20 protein-coding genes and 3 pseudogenes are annotated in these 22,311 nt (G+C 61.1%); 9 read left to right on the forward strand and 14 right to left on the reverse strand.

The features are described 5' to 3' along the window. The first annotated feature begins 200 nt into the window (after positions 1–200). Entirely contained in the window at positions 201–911 is a 711-nt protein-coding gene (locus C3Y91_RS14885) for a winged helix-turn-helix domain-containing protein (RefSeq protein WP_168575522.1), read from the forward strand. Continuing rightward, positions 901–2,295, forward strand: coding sequence for an amidohydrolase family protein (locus tag C3Y91_RS14890; protein WP_168575523.1), 1,395 nt, complete (start codon positions 901–903; stop codon positions 2,293–2,295). Before C3Y91_RS14885 ends, C3Y91_RS14890 begins: the two co-directional genes overlap by 11 nt. Before the next feature lie 135 nt (positions 2,296–2,430). Here C3Y91_RS14890 and C3Y91_RS14895 read toward each other — a convergent pair whose 3' ends face one another. Further along, positions 2,431–3,792 carry an MmgE/PrpD family protein gene (locus C3Y91_RS14895; protein WP_168575524.1) on the reverse strand — a complete coding sequence of 454 codons (1,362 nt, stop codon included), beginning with the start codon at positions 3,790–3,792 and terminating at the stop codon, positions 2,431–2,433. Positions 3,793–3,807: 15 nt separating this feature from the next. Beyond that, positions 3,808–4,872, reverse strand: coding sequence for an ornithine cyclodeaminase (locus tag C3Y91_RS14900; RefSeq protein ID WP_168575525.1), 1,065 nt, complete (start codon positions 4,870–4,872; stop codon positions 3,808–3,810). 190 nt (positions 4,873–5,062) lie between these two features. Between C3Y91_RS14900 and C3Y91_RS14905 the strand changes: the two are divergent. After that, positions 5,063–5,228: pseudogene (locus tag C3Y91_RS14905) on the forward strand (helix-turn-helix domain-containing protein). Between the two features lie 4 nt (positions 5,229–5,232). Here the strand turns inward: C3Y91_RS14905 and C3Y91_RS14910 are convergent. The 8 genes from C3Y91_RS14910 to C3Y91_RS14945 form a co-directional block, all read right to left on the reverse strand. Beyond that, complete coding sequence (locus C3Y91_RS14910) at positions 5,233–6,096, reverse strand: carbon-nitrogen hydrolase family protein (RefSeq protein WP_020397333.1); 864 nt, start codon at positions 6,094–6,096, stop codon at positions 5,233–5,235. Continuing rightward, positions 6,093–6,746: an RraA family protein gene (locus tag C3Y91_RS14915; RefSeq protein ID WP_018068589.1), complete on the reverse strand. Its 654-nt coding sequence runs from the start codon at positions 6,744–6,746 to the stop codon at positions 6,093–6,095. The genes C3Y91_RS14910 and C3Y91_RS14915 overlap by 4 nt, the downstream gene beginning before the upstream one ends. 44 nt (positions 6,747–6,790) lie before the next feature. After that, positions 6,791–7,657: a TauD/TfdA dioxygenase family protein gene (locus C3Y91_RS14920; RefSeq protein WP_168575526.1), complete on the reverse strand. Its 867-nt coding sequence runs from the start codon at positions 7,655–7,657 to the stop codon at positions 6,791–6,793. A gap of 120 nt (positions 7,658–7,777) precedes the next feature. Further along, a complete protein-coding gene (locus C3Y91_RS14925; RefSeq protein WP_168575527.1) occupies positions 7,778–8,863 on the reverse strand; it encodes an ABC transporter ATP-binding protein in 1,086 nt (361 codons plus the stop codon). Continuing rightward, positions 8,860–9,663: an ABC transporter permease gene (locus C3Y91_RS14930; protein WP_018068592.1), complete on the reverse strand. Its 804-nt coding sequence runs from the start codon at positions 9,661–9,663 to the stop codon at positions 8,860–8,862. Before C3Y91_RS14930 ends, C3Y91_RS14925 begins: the two co-directional genes overlap by 4 nt. Further along, entirely contained in the window at positions 9,660–10,559 is a 900-nt protein-coding gene (locus C3Y91_RS14935) for an ABC transporter permease (protein ID WP_018068593.1), read from the reverse strand. Before C3Y91_RS14935 ends, C3Y91_RS14930 begins: the two co-directional genes overlap by 4 nt. Before the next feature lie 10 nt (positions 10,560–10,569). Further along, entirely contained in the window at positions 10,570–11,613 is a 1,044-nt protein-coding gene (locus tag C3Y91_RS14940) for an ABC transporter substrate-binding protein (protein ID WP_027689800.1), read from the reverse strand. A gap of 217 nt (positions 11,614–11,830) precedes the next feature. Then, on the reverse strand, positions 11,831–12,112 hold the full coding sequence (locus C3Y91_RS14945) for a hypothetical protein (protein WP_130657838.1): 282 nt from the start codon (positions 12,110–12,112) through the stop codon (positions 11,831–11,833). Positions 12,113–12,141: 29 nt separating this feature from the next. Here C3Y91_RS14945 and C3Y91_RS14950 point away from each other — a divergent pair. Together C3Y91_RS14950 and C3Y91_RS38550 are read left to right on the forward strand one after the other, a co-directional pair. Then, positions 12,142–12,773 (forward strand): annotated as a pseudogene (locus C3Y91_RS14950) (DUF433 domain-containing protein). After that, positions 12,770–12,885, forward strand: a pseudogene (locus C3Y91_RS38550) (DUF5615 family PIN-like protein); the annotation flags it as partial. The pseudogenes C3Y91_RS14950 and C3Y91_RS38550, both read left to right, overlap by 4 nt. A 22-nt stretch (positions 12,886–12,907) precedes the next feature. Here the strand turns inward: C3Y91_RS38550 and C3Y91_RS14955 are convergent. From C3Y91_RS14955 to traA, 4 genes are read right to left on the reverse strand one after another with little or no spacing between them, the layout of a single operon-like run. After that, entirely contained in the window at positions 12,908–13,531 is a 624-nt protein-coding gene (locus tag C3Y91_RS14955) for a TraH family protein (protein WP_130726232.1), read from the reverse strand. A gap of 15 nt (positions 13,532–13,546) precedes the next feature. Continuing rightward, a complete protein-coding gene (locus C3Y91_RS14960) occupies positions 13,547–14,701 on the reverse strand; it encodes a conjugal transfer protein TraB (RefSeq protein ID WP_130726231.1) in 1,155 nt (384 codons plus the stop codon). Beyond that, entirely contained in the window at positions 14,691–15,257 is a 567-nt protein-coding gene (gene traF / locus C3Y91_RS14965; RefSeq protein ID WP_130674194.1) for a conjugative transfer signal peptidase TraF, read from the reverse strand. Before traF ends, C3Y91_RS14960 begins: the two co-directional genes overlap by 11 nt. After that, positions 15,254–18,577, reverse strand: coding sequence for a Ti-type conjugative transfer relaxase TraA (gene traA / locus C3Y91_RS14970; RefSeq protein ID WP_130676458.1), 3,324 nt, complete (start codon positions 18,575–18,577; stop codon positions 15,254–15,256). The genes traF and traA overlap by 4 nt, the downstream gene beginning before the upstream one ends. 253 nt (positions 18,578–18,830) lie before the next feature. Between traA and traC the strand changes: the two genes are divergently transcribed. The 4 genes from traC to C3Y91_RS14990 all read left to right on the forward strand — a co-directional run bounded on the left by traC (position 18,831) and on the right by C3Y91_RS14990 (position 22,149). Then, entirely contained in the window at positions 18,831–19,124 is a 294-nt protein-coding gene (gene traC / locus C3Y91_RS14975; protein WP_168575528.1) for a conjugal transfer protein TraC, read from the forward strand. Positions 19,125–19,128: 4 nt separating this feature from the next. Beyond that, positions 19,129–19,344: a type IV conjugative transfer system coupling protein TraD gene (gene traD / locus C3Y91_RS14980; RefSeq protein WP_168575529.1), complete on the forward strand. Its 216-nt coding sequence runs from the start codon at positions 19,129–19,131 to the stop codon at positions 19,342–19,344. Further along, positions 19,331–21,262: a Ti-type conjugative transfer system protein TraG gene (traG, locus tag C3Y91_RS14985; protein ID WP_168575530.1), complete on the forward strand. Its 1,932-nt coding sequence runs from the start codon at positions 19,331–19,333 to the stop codon at positions 21,260–21,262. Before traD ends, traG begins: the two co-directional genes overlap by 14 nt. A 437-nt stretch (positions 21,263–21,699) precedes the next feature. Beyond that, positions 21,700–22,149, forward strand: a complete 450-nt coding sequence (locus tag C3Y91_RS14990; RefSeq protein ID WP_343227733.1) for a thermonuclease family protein — start codon at positions 21,700–21,702, stop codon at positions 22,147–22,149. Positions 22,150–22,311: the final 162 nt, after the last annotated feature.

Raw genomic sequence — 22,311 nt, forward strand, 5'->3', positions numbered from 1 at the left:
TTGTCACTGATGGAACGAAGATGCGCGGGTTCGCCTGGGCTTTCCAATTCTGCCTGAAGGGCATCCATGCGAAATCACGATCAATGGGCGCGAAGCAGGACATAATTCTTAATACGCAAGGCGCACACAGTATTTGAATTTCCTTAGACACCGTGGGATCGTACGGCCTTACGCTCCGCTCAACCCTTGGTGAATGCCCTGTGAAGCCGACAATTGTCATCGGTTCAACGGACGCAGATTTCTGCCTGTTTGCGCGCCATATACTTCGGCAGACCGGCTTTGAGACGCTCCTGACGACCAGCGCGAATGAGGCGATCGCCGCGGCAAGGACCGCCGGAGTGCGCGGCGTCGTGATCGATGGCAGGGTGGCGAATGCGGTTTCCGCCTGCGGAAGCTTGAAAGGCGATGCGACGACGGCTGGAGTGAAGGTCATCGCGCTGGTCGGCGCCAACTCCACCCGGCAATATGCCGATTTCATCAATGCCGGCGCCGACGAAAGCTTCGTGCGGCCGATTTCACCGGACCACCTCTTGCGCGCCTTGCACTCGCTTTCGTCACTGTCAGGCGCTTCGCAGGAGCGATTGTCGTGCGGCGACATCGAAATGCATGTGCTGGCGCGGCGGGTCTGGAGGCGGGGCGTCGAGTTGCACCTCCCGCGTCTGGAGTTCGCCATTCTGCTGCATCTGCTGAAGGATCCCGGGCGCATCTATCTGAGGCATGAGCTCGCGTCGGCAGCCTGGCCGGCAGGTGTCTTCGTCGATCCAAAAACCATCAACGTTCACATTGGCCGGCTGTGCGAGACACTGACGGCAGTTGCGCCCACCGACCCGATCAGGACGGTTCGCGGTGTCGGCTATGGGCTCGCAGTGACCGGTTGGTCGGAAACGGAGGCCCCGTCAAATGCCCCCTGACACTCAAATCGTCATCGTCGGCGGACGAATTGTCACCGGCGATGGAATCACGCTCCACGAGCGTGGGGTCGTGCGCACCCGCGGCACAAGGATCATCGACGTCGCTCGAGGTGACGCCGATGCCGGAAGCGATGTTGTCCTCCTCAACGCCGCCGGATGCACTGTCATCCCCGGTATCGTCAATGCGCATGCTCATGGGTGCATCCACGGCCCGTCCATGCCGAGCGGGTCGGTGCCCGTCCGGCCCACGGATGTCGACTACTTCAGAAACCGACATCTCCTGTCTGGTACAACAACCCTGCTCAACGTCTGCGGATTGGCGCTGCCAGACGAGATCGATGGCCCCTCGAACCAGCGCCACGCGATGGATATCCATCTGACGACAGCTCATACCACGAGCAATCTGGCCGCAGCGATCGTGATTGATGGCGGCGGCTTATCGGAGCGGCACAAGATCGCGCGCATCGACGACATGGTCGACAAAGGCGCAAAGGCACTGGGAGAAGCAGGCGGCGGGCAGACGCTCGGTGGCGGGGCGCAAGACTATCGCTTCATACCCGCGGCTATCGAGGCCGCGACGGGAATATCAATCCATCCGAAAGAGGCGCGCGCACTCAAGGAAGCCGTGCTCGGCCGCTATCTCGATCGTGGCTTGCCCGATCTTGCGCGGCTCAATACTCTTCTGATCGAATGCGGTATCGCCGCTAAGATTGATGCGTCGGACCTCATCAAGCTAATCCGCGACACGGTGATGCCGCCCGTGGTGCTGTCGCTGAAGGGTTTTGACGAGATCGCGGCAGCGTCTGAACGCCTCGATTTTCCGGCAATCTTTCACAATGCGGCACCCACCGCAGCGACGCTGCTGAAGCTTGCCGAGACATATCCGAAGGCCCGCATGATCGCTGGGCATTCGAACCATCCGATGTTCTCTCCCGAAGAGGCAGTGCGATTTGGGCTGCAACTGAGGAAGCGCGGCGTCGCGATCGACGTCTCAACGCTCGATTGCATCGAAACCCGCTGGCGCAACGACACCGCAAATATCGATGCTCTGATCGAGGCGGGGCTCGTCGATACGCTTTCGACGGACTTTGCCGGCGGCGACTGGGATAGTATTCTATCGGCCATCCAGCGAATGGTGCGAAAGCGCCAGCTTTTGCTGCCGGGCGCAATCGCGCTTGCGACCGGCAACGTCTCGAAAACATTCCCGGAGCTTGCGGCCGATCGTGGCTTGCTGGAAAAAGGCAAACGCGCCGACCTGGTCATCGTTGAGAACCACAATCTCGGGCGTGTCCGCCATGTCGTGGCAAACGGAGAGCTTGTGGTGTTCAACGGGGCGATGGGGGTTGGGGACTTGCGCGCTTACGCCATGCGAGCGGGCAGTTAGCGGGGCCTCGGAAGCCAATCTCGGCGGCCTTGACCGTGTGCGCAATTGGTGTTGACAGCCTAGGGCAATGCCCGCCATTGCGTCAGTTTCATGTGCCGACAAGGAAAGTCGTCGGCATCGGCTCGATATCGTGTCCTATCCTGGCGAGCGCAGATGCCGCAGAAGTGGGTCTACCTCTCCACCTGCGAGGCCGAGAACGCCATCGATGATCGCCTCCTGCTTGGAAGGCGACAGGACATGCCGCGTGACGCGCAAAAACTTCTCTTCTATCGCGTGCCAGTCCATCGGACGCTGGGGATCGCCGGACGGGCCATCCAGGGCCGAGACGTACTTGTGCCGTCGTGTCTCGACAATCACCTTCGCCAGCGTCTCTGCGGGAAAGAGCGCGTCGATCTCAGGATTGACGGTGATCCTCATCTGACGCGCGAGCTCGGTGAGGTCCCGCCGATTGAGAAGGCTCTCACTGATGGGAGCAAGGGCACCACGGCCCTCGATCGCGGCAATGGCGAGGCAATAGGGAAGACTATATTGAATGTCGACAAGGTTTGCGGGCGAAAGCACATTGCCGAGCTTGAGCGCCCAGCCGAAGGTCTCCACCTCCACCGAGACAATGTCGGCGGCCCTCAGTTCGTGAGCCTTCACAAGATCGAAGAGGCGATCGAGCGCCGGGTGTATATAGCGGCAACAGGCATAGGGCTTGAAATAGGTGCCGCAAATTTCAAAGCGCTGCCCCAGTCCTTCCAGTATCCGCTGCCTGTCGTAATAGCCGGGATGATCGAGGAGATCTTCCGGCCCGCTATAGCCGTTGCGAGCGAGGTCGAGAGCCATGAGACCGGTGGCGGCACTCCAGGGAATTCCTTCCTTGACGTCATTGCCCGTGAGCCGGGAGTAGCCTGAACTTCCATTGGCCTGCTGATTGGGGGCAAGCACGCCGGCGATCGAAAGCGCCTGCGCGATCAAAGGCGGCTCGACCTTGAAGAGTGACCCCGCTGCCGCAACCGCGGCCAAAGCGGCCCACCGTCCCGACTGCCGGGTCTGAATCCCTTGGGCATTTTGTGCCGCCGCCACTCTGACGCCCACATCATAACCCGAAACGATTGCCGACAGGACGTCATCGGCTGAGACGCCGGCAAACGGCGCCAACGTCAAGACGGTAGGAACAACACAGGCGCCCGGATGTCCGCGCGCTGCGCGGTGTCCGTCGTCCAGGTCGAGCGCCGACGCCGCGGTCGCGTTGGCGATCACGGCTGCGATGGGCATCACGGTCCGATCCGTCATCCAAATGGCGGCCTCGCCTTTGCCGAAAAGCGCGGCAGCGCTGTCACGGGCCGCACGACTGCACTGAAGCGAAGAACCAGCAACGGCCGCCCCGACAAGATCGAGAATGCAACGCAAGGCGGTGTCACGGGTGCTGACCGCGGGCGGAGCTGAGGAGAGAGAATGGACGTGCTCGGCGAGGAGGTGCGTGGTGTACACGGAATCTGTCGGCGTCTTCATCGCTTAGGCAGCCCTTCAGGCGCTTTCCTGCGTGCGAGCGAGATATTTCTCATAGGTCGCTTGCACGGCATAAAGGTCGAGCATCGGCAGGCCCACGCAGGTTACGCAAACCGGCGTTCCCGGCTCTCGGACCCAGTCGGTCGGCGCGGAGAGCTCCCGCACGCCCAGCAACGGACCGATTTCCTCCAGAGAAAGCGCTTTTCGGGAGAAGTGGAGGGCGATGCTTTGCGAGTTCCTGCGCGAGACCGTCTTGATGTCGTCACAGACGACGGTCCCGCTTTTCAAGGCTCGCTGCAGATAGGTTTCGGGCACTTCGTCTCCGCCAAGATGAAGCGTCACCGCACCCCTGTCCAATTCCTCGTCCTCAAACAGCGGCTGGCGGGCGTTCGTGGCGGTGATCAGAAAGGCGCATTCCTTCAGTCTTTGGTTGTCGGTTACGGCATGAAGCCGAAACGACGTCCGGTCGGCGAAGTCCAACAGCAGTCTTTCCACGCCTTCAATCGATCGGCTACGGATGAAGACGTCTCCGATCAGCTCGGGACAGGCGAAGTTCAGGCACTCGACCACACTTCGGGCGACGGGTCCCGATCCGAAAATGAAGCCCGACACAGGTGTCTGGCTGCGAACAAACAGCTGAACCACCTTCGACGCATAGGTGCCCGTTCTCAGCGCGGAAATCGCCGTCCCGTCGAGTATCGCCAAGGGCCGAAGGGTCCGCTTTTCCAAAAGGACGACAGTCGACGTCGAGCGGGGCAGGCCAAGATACCGATTGAAGGCGTTTGCGCCAATGATCTTGACGCCGCCATGGGTCGGATTGACGCAATAGAGAGCCGACAGCTTCCAGCCGAGGCGCTCGTCGACGAAGTCACGCCTGAACGGGGCGACGCTCTCCCGTTGCCAGAACTCCTCTTCTGGAAGCGAGAGGACGGCCTTTCCTCCGAAAGCCTTTCCGCTTTTGATATCCGCCCAGGCGGCATCTGTGGCCGCATGAATTTCCGCAATCGTGAGCTCCGCGCCGGCCGACTGCAGGCCCTGGCGGGTGAGAAAGCGGACATTGCTGTCCGTGGTAGTGTCGAACATGTTCTCCTCCAACGACAAGACGTCGTTCCTTGAGGCAGAACCTAACACCTGCCTGCAGACCGCTAGATCAAGCTTTGATGAAGCTTGCGCATTGTCGATAACGAGCAGGCAAAGTTTCGGCGACGTTTGAGCACGCCCGCCGGAGCTGGTCGGCCGGAATTTGGCGCGCCTGCGTCGCGAAAAGGGTCTGATGCAGGAGGAGGTCGAATCGCGGTCAGGCTTCAGCCAGCAGTATTTGAGTGGTCTGGAGAGAGGGAAGCCCCAATCCAACGGTCGTGACGCTCTACGAACTCGCCCAGGCGCTCGAGGTCTGTTACGTCGAACGTGTCCGCATCGACGAGCCGCGGCAGGAATGAAATCTCAACGCCTTGGCTTGGTCCCAGGGGACAGGCGAACCTGCCGGTCCGCGAGTAAAACGCGATGCTCGGCCATCGGGATCAGGCGCCGAACCTCAGGCAGTCGAGCGGGGTCGATTTCCGCCACAAGAACGCAGACGTCGTTTTCGGCCCGCGCGACAATCTGCCCCCAGGGATCGCACACCATGGAATGACCGAAGGTCCTGCGGAGCTCTCCGTCCGGCATCGCATAGCGTCCGCACTGTCCGCAGGCCGCGAAATAAGCTTGGAATTCGATCGCGCGTGCCCGACACAGCACCTCCCAATGAGCCTGCCCGGTCTGGTGGGTGAAAGCGGCGGGCAGGACGAAGATATCGACCTTTTCCTCCGCGAGGCGATCGAACAGCCGCGAAAAACGCAGGTCGTAGCAGATTGCACAGCCGATCCGATGGCCGTCGAGTTCATAGATGAACAGGTCGCGCCCTGGCGCCACGGCCGCAGACTCGGAATAGGTCTTTCCATCGGGCGCGGTAATGTCGAAGAGATGGATTTTTCGGTAAAGGCCGACCTGCTCGCCCTTGGCGTTGAACACGACAGTGGTGTTGTAGACACGGTGATCCTGGCCGCGGCGCTCCATCAGGCTACCGGCATGGATCCAGACCGCGTTATCCTTTGCGAACTGCTGAACGAGGACATATGCTTCGCCACCTGGTACGCGGTCCGCCGCGCGCCTCTTGTCGGCGATCGTCCCGCCAAGCCAGTCGAAATGTTCCGGCAGCACGATCAGATCGGGTCTGCCGATCATAGCCTCGCGCATCAGCCGCTCGGCTTCGGCAAGATTATGGGCCCGATCGGGCTGCGAACTCATTTGAACGAGGGCGATTTTCAAGACCTCGGCTCCTGGTCAAAGTCGAAGATCGACCGACCGGACGCCAAATGAGACCGGACCGTCACCGAGCGCTTCTGGCGCTCCAATGCCGCGTCAGCAAGGATTCGCATGCGGTCGCGATCGGCCACGAACACACCTTCATTGTCCGCAAGCACCCCATAGCCAGGCAGAACCGCGGCCGCGCCGCAGGCAATTGGAACATTGAGCGAGCCGCCAATCTGAAACTGGCGGTTCGTGGTTTTGGCGGAGACGCCGCGACACCAGACGGGAACGCCGGTGGCGATGATCTCATCGACGTCGGTGCAAGGACCATCGATGACGATGCCTGCAGCCCCCTTGGCTTTCGCGGCGGCAGCGACACCGCCTCCGACACAGGCGATATCGTCGCGATCGACGCGCGAGATCACCAGGATGTCGCCCGGCAACAAGAGATCGATCGCCTTGTAGATGATGACGCCGTCACGGCCGGGAGCCGCAACGGTGAAGGCGGCACCGGCCACACGGGCAGGAAATAGGGGTCGGATATCACCGCCGACAAATCCCAGGTGCTCGACATGGCCGATGGTCGCAGTATCAACCGATGACAGCCGCTCGATCAGGTCAGCGGGCAGGGGAGGGCTTCTGTCGATCATCTGATAGAACGCTGTCATCGATTGGGCTTTCTTGCTGTTCGGCCGGTGATGCCTGGATCGGCTCAGACCGGCCGCTCGCCGGAAGTGGTGGTGCGATGCATGATCCGGATGGACGCGGGATCGAAGGAGTCGCGGCGGTGCATGGTGCAACGATTGTCCCACATCATGATGTCGCCCTCGTCCCATTGCTGCACGAAGATATGCTTCGTGTTCGTCGTGTGATCCCACAGTTCGGCGAGCAGCGCGTCGCTCTCATCGCGGCTCATGCCCACGATCCACGCGCCTTCCGTCGCTCCGCCGAGGTAAAGCGCCTTGCGGCCGGTCTCACCATGTGTGCGCACCAACGGATGCACGATGCCGCTCCATTCGCGGAAGTCCTGGCTTTTCGGCGTGGACTTGCCAAGCCTGAGTTTGCCGGTCTTGTCGTAGACGTTCTGGAAGAAGATCTGGCGCCCATCGACGGCGTTCTTTAGCGGCGCCGGCAGCGTGTCATAAGCGATATAGGTCGAGAGGAAATAGGTTTCGCCGCCTGACGGCGGAACAGCGACGGCACGCAGGATGGCGCCTGCCGGCGGGCGTTCGTAGAACCACGTATCGGTGTGCCACGTCGCCTCGCTATTGCCCATCGCGCCGCTTGGCTTGCCGTCCTTCATCGCATTGCTGATGACCAGGATTTCCGGGTGTGTCGGATGCCCGCCTTCTTGCAACTGCTTGGGATGGATGACGAACTCGCCGAAGTGACGCGAGAACTGCACCTGCTGGGCGTCGGTGATGCCGGCCTTCTTGAAACGGACGACGCCATATTGCAGCCAGAACTTTCGCACCGCGGCGATGTCGTCGGCGTCATAGTCATTGAAGTCGAAACCCTCGATATCGCCGCAGACATTGCTGGCATGCTGAACGGCGCGAAGCCTTATTTTGGTGAGCATTCCTAAAACTCCTGTTGCTGACCTTCCTCTAAGGTCGCGATGATCGTAGGGCAGGCGAGGGGAGCATCGCCAATATCGATTGGATCGGATTGATAGGCGTGGCGTATCGATCGCCATCGGCTATTCCGGCAGGACCTGGATGTCGTCCGGGTCGATAGAAAGCGCGACGACGTCGCCCATAACTGGAAGTGAGGCCGACAGCGATGAGCGTGTGAGCACCGTCAAGACGACATGCGGGTCGATCTCGACCGCGAGCTCCAGCGACGGACCGAGATTGATGACCCGGCGGACGGTTCCGGACAGACGATTGACGCCGCCCCCGCCGGGGCCAGTGTTGTTCAGCACCGCGATGTCTTCGGGCCGGATGCAGCAGAAGCCGGCTTGCTGACGGTGCGGCGGGCGCTTCGCCCGCAAGCTGATCGCGCTCCCGGCCAGGTGAAGGTCGAGGGTGGCTTCCTGCTCGCTCGTCGCTTCGATGGTGAGGATGTTCGATTTCCCGATAAAATCCGCCACGAATGAGCTCGCCGGATGACGGTAGATCGAAGCAGGCCCGCCCGTTTGGGCAATGGCCCCCTGCCACATCACCACGATCCGGTCGGACATCGCCATCGCTTCTTCCTGGTCGTGCGTCACGTAGACGAACGTCATGCCGAGTTGCTGCTGGAGTTCCTTCAGTTCGAGCCGCATGGCCTCTCGAAGCTTCAGATCGAGATTCGAGAGCGGCTCGTCGAGGAGCAGGACGGATGGGCGTGGCGCGATGGCACGTGCCAGAGCGACGCGTTGCTGCTGTCCACCCGACAATTCCCTCGGATAGCGCGCGCCGTAGTCTTCAAGATGAACACTTCGCAGTGCCGATGCCACGCCGCTTTCGATCTCCGATCTCGCCGCGCCTTTCATCTTGAGGCCAAAACCGACGTTGTCGGCGATCGTCATGTGCGGAAAGAGCGCGTAGTTCTGGAACACCAAGCCGATATTTCGCCGTTCTGGTGGAACGCGGCCCTGGCTCCTCCCGCGGATCCTGATATCGCCGAACGACGGCTGGTTGAAGCCGGCGATCATGTTGAGCGTCGTCGTCTTCCCGCAGCCGGAAGGTCCGAGAATACTGACGAACTCACCCTGCGGGATTTGCAGGCTGATGTCCTTCACAACCGAGATCGCCCCGAAGGACTTGCTGACGGAGACGAGTTCAATATCGATGCTGCTCATTTGCTGCCACCATGGAGTTTGACGGAAAATCCGCCGATCTTTTCAAAAAGGAAGATCACCGCGAGGATGAAAATCATCGACGCGACATTGACCGCCGCCATCACCGGATCGAGGCTGTATTCGAGGTAGTTGATGACGGTGATCGGCAGCGTCGTATCGCCTGGTCGAACCAGGAACACCGACAGCGGAATGTTGTTGAAGGAAATGATGAAGGCGAAGGTCATTCCCGACAGCACACCAGGCCTGATCGCTGGCAAAAGAATGTGCTGCACCCGCTGGCGCTTGTTCGCCCCCAGGATCTGACCCGCCCGATCCAGATTCCGGTCGAAGTTCGCAATAGACGTCGCCACCATTCTCACGACGAAGGGCAGTGCGAGGACGATGTGGGCGGCGATGAGCGCAGGCGTGCCAAGGAAGGACTGCAGCCCGACCAGCGACAGGAACAGGACGATCGCGACGCCTTTGACGATCTGCGGCACCGACAGCGGCAAGAGAAGCACCGACATCGCCGCCTCACTGCCGCGGATCTTTTCATAGACGACGGCATAGGCTGCCATGACGCCGATGATGCCGCTGACGATAGAGACGATCACCGCGATCTTGACGCTCAGCAGAAAGGGCAGGAGCCAGCGCTCCGAGACAAGGTCGCCGTACCACCGTGCCGTCCACTCCCACGGCCGGAACGTCACCGCGGAGGTCGGGCTGAACGAGGCCGCTATGACGACGGCAAGTGGCAGCGTGATGAAGGTGAGGACGCCGGCCAGCATCAGCCGGAAGAGAACCGAGAGGAGCCAGTTCATGCCGTGGTCCTCCCGGCGCCGCTTCGCCTGATACGGTGCAGCGCTTCAAACCGGACGCCAACGAACGAGATCACCAGCATCAGAAGGAGAAGCGCGTTGGCCATGACGGCGGCAAAGGGCCAGTCGACGTAGAAGAGGACCTGCTCGGAGATCATCGTTGCCAGGACTTTGAAACCGGCGCCGCCGAGGAGTGCGGGTGTCGCGTAAGCGCTCGCGGCCATGGTGAACGAAAGCAGCAGCGAGCTGACAATTCCCGGAACGGAAAGCGGAACGATGACGTGGCGGACGACGGAGACGCGCGAGGCACCGAGCATCTGCGCCGCGCGCTCGAGACTTTCGTCGATGCCCTGGATGCTGGTCATCAGCGAGAGAATGCCGAACGGCAACACGACGTGGGTCAGACCGACGACGACCGCAAAGAGATTCTTCGAAAGCGGAAGCGGGGACGAAATGAGACCGAGGTCAAGGAGAACATCGTTGATGAAGCCGCGATCTTCCAGGATGATGAGCCATCCGTAGGTCCGCAACACCACGCCCGCAAGTTCAGGTGCCAGCGCAAGGGCAAAGACGACCGCGCGCCACCGGCTCCTGGAACGAGCCAGAAAATAGGCGACCGGATACCCCAACACAGTAACCGCGATCGCGACGAGTCCGGACATGACGGCGGTGCGACAGAATCCTGCAACCGAAAGCCCGTCGGTGAAAAATCGTCGGTAGCTCTCGACGGAAAATCCGCCGACTTCCTCTTGTGAAAAGCTGATGCCGATCATCAGTCCCATCGGAAGCGCGAAGAAGACGCTCAGGAATAGGGCAGCTGGCGACAAAGCCATGTAGCTGTAGGATCTTCTGATCGGAGAAAGAGAGGCCGCAGGCACCGCAAGTGTGATGGTGTTCATCGCGGGCCTCTCAGTCTGCCTGCGGAACGACATCGCGGTCCCACTGCTCGGCCCAGCGTGGCAGGCGCTCGGCGACGAGCGACAGGTCCGGAAGGAGCAGGGTCTTGAGGTCAGCTTCCGAGGTGATCTGCCGCGCGCGAATTGTTTCGGGGACCTCTACGTCGGTTCGCGCGCTCCCGACTTTGTAGCCACCGATCCACGCTTCCTGACTTGTCTTTTCCAGGAAGAAATCGATGAACTGCATGGCCGATTGCTTGTTTTGTGCACCCACGGGCACGTTGAGCGTGGCGATGAGGGGAATGCTGCCTTCCTTGGGACGGATGTAGTCAACGGGCAAGCCGGCATCGACGAGGAGTTGAGCGCGGCCGTTCCAGAAAGGCATGGCCCAGACCGTGCCGTCCTTGATGTAGCTTTCGAGAATCGCAGACGATTGTTCGAATCCGATGGATTGCCTGGCGACAGCTTCCATGGCCTTGAAACCCGGATCGAGATTGTCGACAAGGTCGCCACCGTTGATCACGGACATCATCTCCACGAGGTAGATGGCCATGATGTTCTGAAACGTCGGCAGCACGATCCTGCCCTTCAACTCCGGGGCGAGGAGCGCCGACCAGGAGGACGGCGTAGCAAGCTTGTCCTTCCGGTAGAGGAGCGACATGTACTGCACTTCGTGCACCGCACCACAGGGACCAGCCGCGGCCGCCAATCTCGGCATGAGCTTGGCAAGGTTCGGAATCGTGGCCACGTCAAGTTTCTCCAGCACGCCGTCGCGGCAGCCCTGCAGCGACTGCGAAGCGGTCATGACGACGACATCGAACCCCGGTCGGCCCCCGGTCGCCTTGATCTTCGCATAGTCCTGCGACGCCGAGCCGACCGGATCATAAATGACATCGATACCGAACTTGGCCTCGAACGGTGCAATGATCGCTTTTTCTATGATCTCCTCGTAGGGGCCGCCGTAGCTGTTGACCACAAGCGTTTCTGCTCGCAGAGGGGTGGACAGGATTGCTGTCATGATCGCCGAGAGCAGAATCCGGCTTTGCTTTGTTCCCATGGCTTGTCTCGCTTTTTGTGTTGTTGCCGCGGGGATGGTGGACAGCAGGCGGTCGAGGGTCCAATAGTGATCGTCGAGGATTATTGCCCCGCAGCTATCAATCGGGGCCATCGCGATTTTCTCCCGACAATGGCAGCGATGACGATTTCGCATTCACAGGGTGGTTTACTCGAAGCTTGGCGGCGCATCCTGTTTAGCGTTGTCTTCCCGCGGATCGCTATCGGTCGAATATCCGTGCAATGAAAATGGTCGCTGCCCGGCCAAAGCCCAGCTTTCGCCGCGCGCGGTGCTCTGCCTGGTATGAGCGAGACGAGGAAGGACGGGCTTCCGAACGGCGATGATCGCCGGTACCAGAGGCGGAACCGTGCGGCACCATCTCGATGAAGCTGGCAAAACGCTCCAGCGCGATGTCGATGGCGCAATTCGGGGCCAACACCAGGATCGCGACGCTCTGATCGTTGCTTCGCAACATCATCGCTTTACGGCGACCATCAGCCACCTTATATATTCTTCTCAAGGAGAATGATTATGGTCACTGTCTCACACGCCTATACGCCTGCCGAGGCCGCCGCGGTCAGCGAGATTGCGATAAAGTCGGTGCACAACGCGATCGACAAGCGGATTGTCGCCAATCGTCCGTCCAGCACCGAGGGCCGAGCTCTTACTGAAGAGGATCTGCTTCGCTTGAAGCTCTGGTACGGCGTTGGATCGATCCTATCTGCCGAGCGCCGTAAACGACTGTTCGACACCATCGATGAGAACCCCGGCGCCGATACCGTAAGGGCGGACGATTACCTTATCATCGACGTCGCGCGGGCGAGGGAGCAATTGGCCACGCGCGCCGAGGCGCTTCGAGAGGCTGAAAAATTGATCCAGAGCGTCAAAGGAGTTGTCGGCGGCGAACCGGTTTTTAAGGGAACCCGCGTTCCCGTGCGAGCAATCGCCGCGATGAAGGCCCAAGGCGCGAGCACCGAGGAATCGTCGAAGGCTATCCTTCGCTGACGGGGCGAATGGTGGAGCTTGCTGACATCTGGACTGCAGCCCATCCCGTTCGGGGACGGCCACGCAAACTTTCGGAGTTGGGCTTGACGGTGAAGTCGGAAAAGCGTCTTCGGCTCGGAAATGAGCGCGTTCCACAGTTGTCGGATAAGCCCTCTTGAAATTTCTGATCGACGAATGCCTCCACACATCACTCGTGGCCGTGGCTCAAGATCACGGCCACGATTGTTTTCACTTAACTGGTCGGGGCTAAGCGGCGGGACCGGCTGGGACCCCCAAGGCGCTTTCCAAAGCCTCATTTTGCGCCAATCCGGGACAGATCGATCCGCATTTCCGCTGCTCCGACACGACCGCTATTCTCGCTCTCCTTGAGCGTCGAAGAGGCTGGCGCGGTGTCGGTATCGGTATCGGTATCGAGGTCTTGTTCGACCACGGGTGGGACAATCATTTTCACAGATACGCCAGGATCCTCGGCCCGAAAGACGCTCACGCCCTCGAACTCCCCGGTCTTCCAGGCATAGACGGCATCCTCGAATATCTGCGGAAAGACTTGCCTGTCGGTGGGATTGCCGTACCACTTGGCGACGATCCTCACCACTTTGGCAAACATCCCCGTGCCGAGGCGCAGATTCTCACAAGCGTGGACAAGATCAGACTTAAGCTCAGAGACATCCTTGACGCCGACTCCGGCCGGGACCTGCGTAATCCCGACGCGGACCACGGCCTGGCCGACATATTGGCGGATAAGCTCCATCGCCTCGTCCGGCGTTTTCGCCTTCGGGACGAGGATCAGCCGGCCACCGGCTTTGACGGTAACCGCCAACGGGTCGGAGGAGCCGGCCCTCTGGACGAATTGCTCGACAATGGCAGGCGTCAACGAGGGATCGGCGCATTTTTGTATCATCGTGGCATCGAGCATGACTACCTCCCGAGTTCAGGTGTTGAATGAAATGACGAGCGGTTTGGCGAAGAGGCGCGCAAAGGCCCTGGCACTGGCCCGCTGGATGGCGACGATCGAAGTATTCGCGGTCCACCAGCCATTGCCGACGGCGACGACGACATCGGGATCGTGCGACATGGATTGCAGGAGGGGCCAGGCAACGAGCAGTTCGTAGCAGATCAGCGGCGCGACCTTGTAGCCGTTAAGGACGACAACCGGGTTTGCAAAAAAGTCCGCCCGAGCGCCTTTGCTATCGCCCCACCACGGCTGCCACATCGAGCCGGGGACAGGCATGCGCTCACGATAAAGGACGCGACCGCCTCCGGCGGACACCGCCACCAAAACATTGTCATAGCCATCGGCGCCGACAACGGACGCGCCGGCGACCACCGTCACGGGACTGCCGGCCAGGGCCCGGGTCCATAGCCGCTCGACGGTGGGCGTCCAGAAGCCCAACGCACTTTCCGGCAGGACGATGTAGGCGACACCATCGCCCGCCGCCTTTTGTACCGTTGCGATCAGGTCACGCTGTCGCTGAAGACCGGCCTCTCGTCCGAGCGAAGCACCCATTTGCCAATCGACGCCGCGCCATGACTGAGGTACGTCTGGATCGGTCCAGGTTGCGGCGGAACAAGCCCATGCGCCTGCCAAGGCGACCGCGACAGCCGGCCAGATGCGGGTTACGAGGCCGATCAGGCCGGCTGTCGTGGCAGCCAGTCCCCACCACCCCCATCCCGGAAAAAGAACGCCCGCCGCCGTAATCGGATGCGCCCACCCGGTTATACCGAAAGGGGGTAGCGCCATCAGGATGCCAGCGGCCAGGTAGCGATGGGGTCTCTTGGTGCGAACCGATGTCCAAAGCAGCGTGTGGACGCCGAAAAAGCTGACCGATGCCGCGAGCCAGAGCAGCAGTCCTGGCAAAAGGTCGGACGAATAGAAGGTGGCGACCCCTTGCGGCAGCCCATGTGATGCCGCGAGGAAATATGCCGCAGAGACCAGCCCGGCCGCCATCCGGTTGGGTGCATGGGTCCATAATACAGGAAAGGCGAGGGCGGCTGGTAGGAGAAGAACCTGGCCGCTCCATCCGATCAAGGCGGCGGCGAGGGCTACGCCGATCAGCGCTGCGGTACCCACGTGGTCACGGCGCATAGGTGAGCACCTTCTGCGCCAGACCGAGGATGCCGGACACGGGTAACGGACCGAAATAGCGGGAATCGTAGGAGCCCGCGAAACCGGAATGCAAAAAGACGTGTCCCGCTGGCACGGTGCCACTCGCAAAAGCAGAAAGAGGTCGACCCTTTCCATCTGCTTTCGCGACTGCCGAATGTGCCACGGTGATGCCATCGACGAACATGGCTGAGCTGATCTCCACCCTTTGACCCTCGGTGGCGATCACCATTTTTATCAGCGGGGCAAAATCGCCTGGGCACGAACCGGAGCGCAGATAGCCGCGTTGTCGGGCCTCGCGCATCCTGTCGTTTTCCGGCGGGCAGATGAAGACGACGTCACCGACGGTGGGGGACCGATCGAGTGCTGCGACGCGCCAGAGGCCGAGCGGTTCGCTTGGCGTCATATTGATGCGGAACCCGCCGGCCGCGGCGACGATGAACAAGACAAGCGCGAGCAAGGCTGCGGCCAATAATGGCGTCGCGGCGGGGCGAATTTGTTCGTGTGTCGGGCGCTGGCGCGTGATTGTGGGGATCATTTCAGTGAAAATCCCTGGCTCCTGGTCTGCCGCAAGGTCTCGGCCTGCTTCAGCGCCTCGGTCGTCTTCTCATGAGCGGAGAGCTGCTGGATGGACCGCATCGAATTCCAGGCGATTTCTACCTCCGCCTTTTGCGCGGGGTTCATCCCTGCCGTGACGGACTTGAAGGTTTCTCCGCTCGGATCCTTCGACGCGATGCCGAGGAAGGTCCGTTCGCCGAACCGTTCGGAGACGGCCTTGGCGAACCCATCGAGTTCGGCCTTCACCATTTTGTCGGCAAGCGCATATTCGAGACCGGCGGGAAGATCATTGCGGTCGATCGCATCACGCACGCGCTCGAGCGTTTGCTTTGCGGACGCAGAAAGCGCCGGAATGTCGACCGAGACTTGCCGGCGGACCGCGCGTTCCTCGGTCTCATGCTTGCGTTCGACCTCGGCCCGCTGGCGAAGATATCGTTCGAGATTACGGGCCAGGGCCGGCACGTTGGCGATCGCCCGTTCGCGGTCCTGCTTGTCGCCCCGGTTGGCGAACACGCCCGTCTTACCTCTCAATGCACCGAAGCGCTCCGGTTCGCCGGCGAGCTTCGCCAGCGTGGTTTTGGCGATCGCCTGATCCTTGAGCATCGCCTCGACATTGGCCGCCTTGAAGGCACTTTCCGGCTGGGCGTAGACGAGATGGAATCGCGCGGAGACATCCTCCCATTGTTTTTTGAGGCCGGGATCGGCTGCGAGCTTGTCCTCGACGGACTGATCGATGGATTTTGAGAAAGTGGAAATGCCAGATACCATCGGCTTGGACTCCTTGGCGTTCAGGTTGGGTGATGTTTTGGCGTTGGCGGCGCGTCCGAGTTTCACGCCAATCGCCGCCAGGCGGGCGCCGAGATCGGCGAGCTTCTGTTTCTGCCGGACGGTCCATTCGAGGCGATCGCGAGCGAGCGTCCGGGCGACGTTCATGAGGTGCAGGCCTCGCGCCTCGGCAAAGCGCAAGGCTTGGCCGTAGAAAGAGCTTTTCTCGTAGTCGAGCGTCGTCTCCTTGGCGTTCCGTCGCGCCAGGATCGGGACAAGGCCGCCGGACTTCGCAAAAGAGCGTCGGCCGTAATAGACGGCGAGATCCTCGCGATGGCGCGTCATGGCCACATAGGTGAGATGACGGTCCAACGAGAGGGAAGCGAGCACCTTGACGCGGTCGACGGTCGCGCCTTGGCTCTTGTGGATCGTCGTCGCATAGCCGTGATCGAGCTTGTTGTAGAAGCGCTGCTCGATCGTGACCACACGGCGATGGTCCCCTTCGCCAAGCGCCACCACGAGCCGCCCAGGTGCAGCCTCGATGACCTTGGCCAACATACCGTTCTTGACGCCAAGGCTTCCCTCGTTCTTCAGGAACACGATCTGATCGCCGGCCGCGAACATGCGGGTTCCGTCCTCGGACTTGAAGGCAAAGCCGTCTGCGACGATGCCGCGCTCGACCAGTTTGGCTCGAGCCATGTCGTTCAACATCCGAACGTCGCGGCGAAGATGCGCAAGGATCAGGCTGCTCTTCGACGGATCGTAGTCGTGGTTCCAATCGGCAATGAGGTTTTCGACCGCCTGCGCCTTGAGGTCCAACCCCCTGACTTGCCCATGGGCACGATAGGCATCGACCGCTTTGCCGACGTTGCCGCGCGCCAGATCGAGCGAGGCGTCGCGCATCCATTGCGCGCGCTGACGATAGATCGTTTCGAGTTCGGCATAGCCGATCCGGTCGGCGATCGCCCGGAAGGCGGCACCCGCCTCGATCGGTTGCAGCTGTTCGGGGTCGCCGACGAGGACGAGCTTGGCGCCGGCCTTGGTGACGGCCTCGACGAAATGCGCCATCTGCCGCGACGACACCATGCCGGCCTCGTCCAGCACGAAAACGGTTCTCGCGTCGATCCGGTTGCGGCCCTGGTTCCAGCGCAGCTCCCACGACGACAGTGTGCGGGACTGAATGCCAGCTTCCTTCTCCAGGCCCTCGGCTGCTTTGCCGGCAAGCGCACCACCGACGACACGATAGCCAGCCGCTTCCCAGGCTTCGCGCGCCGCCTTCATCATCGTCGTCTTGCCGGCGCCGGCGCGGCCCATGACGGCGGCGATCCGTTCGCCGCCAGCCACACGTTCGATCGCCGTCCGCTGCTCATCCGAAAGACGGGCATGGCGCGCAAACGTCACTTCCAGCGCCGCCTCTCGCACGCCATGAGAGGCCCGATCGGATAGCCAGATAGCCCGGTTGACCATCTCGGCCTCAAGCTTAATCATCTCCCGCATCGTGTACTTGGCGGGTGTCCGGACACCAGTCGCAAAATCGATCCGGTCACGTTCGAGGCGCAGCGCCTGCGGGCTCTGCAGGATCCTCATCATCAGGTTCTGGAACAGAGCGGCATCGTCGATATAGCGGTGCAGGATCTTCCCCACATCGCGATCATCGAAGACGCTCTTCTCCCGCGTGATGAGGTCGAGAACGATGTCCGGACGGCGCTGTATGCGTCGGGCATTTTCCGCGCGGCGGTCTTGCTGAAGTTCAACGCGTTCGAGTTTTGGCGACCATGCCGACGTCCTTGCGTTGGCTTGTTCCGCCTTGCGATCGATCGCTTTGGTGCCGACACCAAGATGGATGGTCGGGGTCAGTTCGATGCCTTGCTTTTCGAAGGAGCGCCCGTCGACGCGGATGTCGAGACCGGCAAGGGCAAGATGCCTATTCTGACAGGCGAACCAGCCATCGCGAACCGCATTAAAATCGTCCGCGCTTCCCGCCCAGAGTTCATAGACGATCTTGCCGGCATCGTTGCGCATCGGGTTGCCGTCCGGACTGGCCACCGCGATCTTTTTTGCGCCGAACCCATCCTCTGTCAGCGGCCTGAGCGTCGTCATCAGATGGACATGCGGATTGCCCGGTGCGTCGTGATAGACCCAGTCGGCGACCATCCCCTTCGACGTAATGTGCCGCTCCACGAAATCCCGGACGAGAGCAACGTTCTGCTCGGCAGAGAGCTCGATTGGAAGAGCAATGGTGAGGTCTTTGGCGAGCTGCGCGTCCGATCGCTTTTCGAAGGCCTCGACCTTGTTCCAGAAGGCTTCGGACGCTCCAGACACCGACCTGTCAGCGATCATGGCACGCAGCCATGTGGGAGCCCCTGTCGGGATGACGAACTCCTCATGCAGGAGACCACGCTTGCGGGTGTAGTCGATCGTCCGGGCTTCCCGCTCATAGTCCATCTTCGCGCAGTGTCGGTAGGCCGCCGACAGCACGGCGCTGCGGCCGGAGCCACGGGCAACGATGCTGACGGAGAAATGTGGGACGGCCACGGCGGAGTTCTTTCCCGGTTGCGAACGAGTTCATCGCGTTCGTCGAGAGCGGCGGGCCAGATCGACCTCAAGCAAGGGCGTCGCGTCAGCGACGTATAATTGCGCCCTTGGAAGCCGCTCCTTCGGAACGGCCGGGATCATTCCCGAAAGCATCGCCGTTGGCGATTGTAGGATTCACAGTAGTGCGTTCCGCACTCTGTTCCGAAAAACTGGCTTCGAAAGACAATCTTTCTCACCCAGGAGACGATCGGATATGAAGAAGCCATCCTCAAAAATCCGCGACGAAATCGCCAAGCTGCAGGAACAGCTCAAGATCGCCGAGACCAGGGAAGCGGAACGCATCGGCCGGATCGCGCTCAAGGCATGCCTTGGCGAGATCGAAATCGACGAGTCGGAACTTCAGGCAGCGTTTGAGCAACTGACCAAGCGATTTCGCGGAGGGCAGGGGGCTTCGAACGGAAAAGAAAGGGGAGGGGCAGCCGTCGTCTCGCAGCAAGCCGCGCCGGTCACGTCTGGCGCGGGCGCGGGCAGCGCTGGCGAGGCTTGAACGCATGGCGAGGACGATGACATCCGACGCCCGCAAGAAGGACACGCGGGAAAAGATCGAGCTCGGCGGACTGATCGTCAAGGCCGGTCTGCGCTACGAGAAGCGAGCGCTGTTGCTGGGCGCGCTGGTCGATGCAGCGCGCCGCATCAAGAGTGACGATACCGAGCAGTCCAGGCTCACGGCAATCGGCGTGGAGGCCTTCGGCAATGACGATCAATAGGATTGCGCTCGTCGTCATGCCAGGGACGTTGATGATCCTGGTCGTCATCGGGATGACCGGCATCGAGCAATGGCTTTCCGGTTTCGGCAAGACGGAGGTCGCGCGACTGGCATGGGGGCGGGCGGGCATCGCATTGCCCTATGTGGCGAGTGCGGCGATCGGAGTTCTGTTGCTGTTTTCGAGCGCCGGTTCGATCAATATCAAGCAGGCAGGTTGGGGCGTCGTCGCGGGATCGAGTGGGACAATCCTGGTCGCAGCCATTCGCGAAACAATGCGCCTTTCCGCTTTCATGACAGTACCCGCCGACAAGACGGTCTGGGCCTTTCTCGATCCGGCGACGTCGATCGGCGCGAGTGCGGCGCTCTTATGTGCCGGCTTCGCGCTTCGCGTGGCGCTCATCGGCAATGCGGCATTCGCAAGGGCCGAGCCGAAGCGCATTCAGGGCAAGCGGGCGCTCCATGGCGAAGCGGGTTGGATGAAGCTCACAGAGGCGGCAAAGCTGTTTCCCGATGCCGGTGGAATCGTCATCGGCGAGCGCTATCGGGTCGACAAGGACAGTGTCGGGAGCCAAGCGTTTCGCGCCGACAGCGCTGAGACGTGGGGCGCCGGCGGAAAGTCGCCGTTGCTGTGCTTCGATGGCTCATTCGGCTCGTCGCACGGGGTCGTCTTTGCCGGTTCCGGTGGCTTCAAGACGACGTCGGTGACGATCCCGACGGCGCTCAAATGGGGCGGCACGCTGATCGTGCTCGATCCATCGAACGAGGTCGCACCGATGGTCTCCGTGCATCGCGGCGGAGCCGGAAGGGATGTATTCGTCCTCGATCCAAGGAAGCCTGACATCGGTTTTAACGTGCTGGACTGGGTCGGTCGTTTCGGCGGGACGAAGGAAGAGGATATTGCCTCGGTCGCCTCATGGATCATGAGCGACAGCGGCGGCGTGCGTGGTGTCCGTGACGACTTCTTTCGCGCATCGGCGCTGCAACTGCTGACAGCGCTGATCGCCGATGTCTGCCTGTCCGGTCACACGGACGAGCACGACCAGACGCTTCGGCAGGTACGCATGAATCTATCGGAACCGGAGCCGACGTTGCGCAAACGGCTGCAAGACATCTACGACAATTCGGGCTCGGATTTTGTGAAGGAAAACGTCGCAGCCTTCGTCAACATGACGCCGGAAACTTTCTCCGGCGTCTACGCCAATGCGGTCAAGGAAACACACTGGCTTTCCTATCCGAACTACGCGGCGCTAGTATCGGGAAAGAAGTTCGCGACCAACGACATCGCGGCCGGCAATACGGACGTCTTCATCAACATCGACCTCAAGACATTGGAGACCCATTCCGGTCTTGCGCGCGTCATCATCGGCTCGTTTCTCAATGCGATCTACAATCGCGACGGACAGATCAAGGGGCGCGCCCTGTTTCTCCTCGATGAGGTCGCGCGCCTCGGCTACATGCGGATCATAGAGACCGCGCGCGATGCCGGTCGCAAATACGGCATCACGCTGACGATGATCTATCAGTCGATCGGCCAGATGCGCGAAACCTATGGCGGCCGCGATGCGGCAAGCAAGTGGTTCGAGAGTGCCAGCTGGATTTCGTTTGCCGCGATCAACGATCCAGAGACCGCCGATTACATCTCCCGACGCTGCGGCATGACCACGGTCGAGATTGACCAGGTGAGCCGCAGTTTCCAGGCAAAGGGATCATCACGAACACGCTCGAAGCAGCTCGCTGCCAGAACACTCATTCAGCCCCATGAAGTTCTGCGCATGCGGGCCGACGAACAGATCGTCTTCACCGCAGGAAACGCGCCACTCCGATGCGGACGAGCCATCTGGTTCCGGCGCGACGACATGAAGGCATGCGTCGGCACAAACAGGTTTCACATGGTCGGGGATACGCCAAAGCCTGCATGATCCAAGCCGGCGCGCGGTGCAACCGAGCAAGGCTGATCCAGAAAAATGAAGAGTATCGGAGAAATCAGCATAGCGACGCCCGGCGGGCGGGATTTCGGGAATTCTCGTTGCGTGACGGGAGGAAAACAGGGCAGCCGCAGGAGCCTCAACATAGTGGCCCGAAGGGGAGGCGGGATCGACTGCCCCCGCCCATCGCGCACCATTTTTCCGGCCACACCGCAGCCCGGAGCCAAGCTCCTCCGTAAACGCAGATGAAACCGGGTCCGACATAGGTTGAGACGAAACGAGGGGACCGGAAAGTGGCGAAATCAAATGTGGTTCCGTTTAGAAAGCCGCCGAAGGCCGGAGCCGGTCGCGACCGGCAGCGCGCGGGTGGAGGACTGCTGAGATCTGGCCGGAACAGATGGCGTAAACGCTCGACGGCAGTTCTATGCACCGTGATCATTGCTGTCGGGGGTTGGCTTGCCTATGGCGGCGCCGACGTTCTCCCCGATCTCGCCACTTTGACCAAGAAACCGACGACGGATTCATTGTCGACCGCATTTTCGATGTGCGACGGAAGCCATCGAGCAAACTGCGTCGTCGACGGCGACACATTCTGGTTCAACGGCGAGAAAATCCGCATCGCCGACATCGATACGCCTGAACTCCGCCCGCCCCGGTGCGAGGCGGAACGGATAAAGGGTGAGGCGGCAAAATCCCGCCTGCTGACGCTGCTCAACGCTGGAAAATTCTCGCTAGCGGCCGGGTTCCGTGACGAAGACAAATATGGACGCAAATTGCGAACCGTATTTCGTGCAGGCAACTCGCTGGGCGATGCCTTGATCAAGGAAGGGCTTGCCCGATCATGGGATGGTACCCGACACGGCTGGTGCCAGGGCGGGTGACAGCCATCATCACCTTCCCTGCACGGGAGAGGGATAGGGGTTTGGGGAAAGGGAGGAGGGAACCGTCCCCTTTCTCCCTGGGAGGAAGTTTGAAGGAGGGGCATTGCCCTTCCTTCATGGGGTGAGATTGAGAGGGGCGGCAGAGCCCCCCTTTCATAGCCG

Source organism: Rhizobium ruizarguesonis (assembly GCF_012349115.1).
In the GTDB taxonomy this organism is placed as follows: domain Bacteria; phylum Pseudomonadota; class Alphaproteobacteria; order Rhizobiales; family Rhizobiaceae; genus Rhizobium; species Rhizobium ruizarguesonis.

Coding starts and splice junctions, on each gene's coding strand:
- C3Y91_RS14900 (WP_168575525.1), bottom strand. CDS start 4,872: ATGTTCGACACTACCACGGACAGCAATGTCCGCTTTCTCACCCGCCAG.
- C3Y91_RS14940 (WP_027689800.1), bottom strand. CDS start 11,613: ATGGGAACAAAGCAAAGCCGGATTCTGCTCTCGGCGATCATGACAGCA.
- C3Y91_RS14925 (WP_168575527.1), bottom strand. CDS start 8,863: ATGAGCAGCATCGATATTGAACTCGTCTCCGTCAGCAAGTCCTTCGGG.
- C3Y91_RS14915 (WP_018068589.1), bottom strand. CDS start 6,746: ATGACAGCGTTCTATCAGATGATCGACAGAAGCCCTCCCCTGCCCGCT.
- C3Y91_RS14890 (WP_168575523.1), top strand. CDS start 901: ATGCCCCCTGACACTCAAATCGTCATCGTCGGCGGACGAATTGTCACC.
- traD (WP_168575529.1), top strand. CDS start 19,129: ATGGCGAGGACGATGACATCCGACGCCCGCAAGAAGGACACGCGGGAA.
- C3Y91_RS14930 (WP_018068592.1), bottom strand. CDS start 9,663: ATGAACTGGCTCCTCTCGGTTCTCTTCCGGCTGATGCTGGCCGGCGTC.
- C3Y91_RS14960 (WP_130726231.1), bottom strand. CDS start 14,701: ATGCGCCGTGACCACGTGGGTACCGCAGCGCTGATCGGCGTAGCCCTC.
- traC (WP_168575528.1), top strand. CDS start 18,831: ATGAAGAAGCCATCCTCAAAAATCCGCGACGAAATCGCCAAGCTGCAG.
- traG (WP_168575530.1), top strand. CDS start 19,331: ATGACGATCAATAGGATTGCGCTCGTCGTCATGCCAGGGACGTTGATG.
- C3Y91_RS14935 (WP_018068593.1), bottom strand. CDS start 10,559: ATGAACACCATCACACTTGCGGTGCCTGCGGCCTCTCTTTCTCCGATC.
- C3Y91_RS14920 (WP_168575526.1), bottom strand. CDS start 7,657: ATGCTCACCAAAATAAGGCTTCGCGCCGTTCAGCATGCCAGCAATGTC.
- traF (WP_130674194.1), bottom strand. CDS start 15,257: ATGATCCCCACAATCACGCGCCAGCGCCCGACACACGAACAAATTCGC.
- C3Y91_RS14895 (WP_168575524.1), bottom strand. CDS start 3,792: ATGAAGACGCCGACAGATTCCGTGTACACCACGCACCTCCTCGCCGAG.
- C3Y91_RS14955 (WP_130726232.1), bottom strand. CDS start 13,531: ATGCTCGATGCCACGATGATACAAAAATGCGCCGATCCCTCGTTGACG.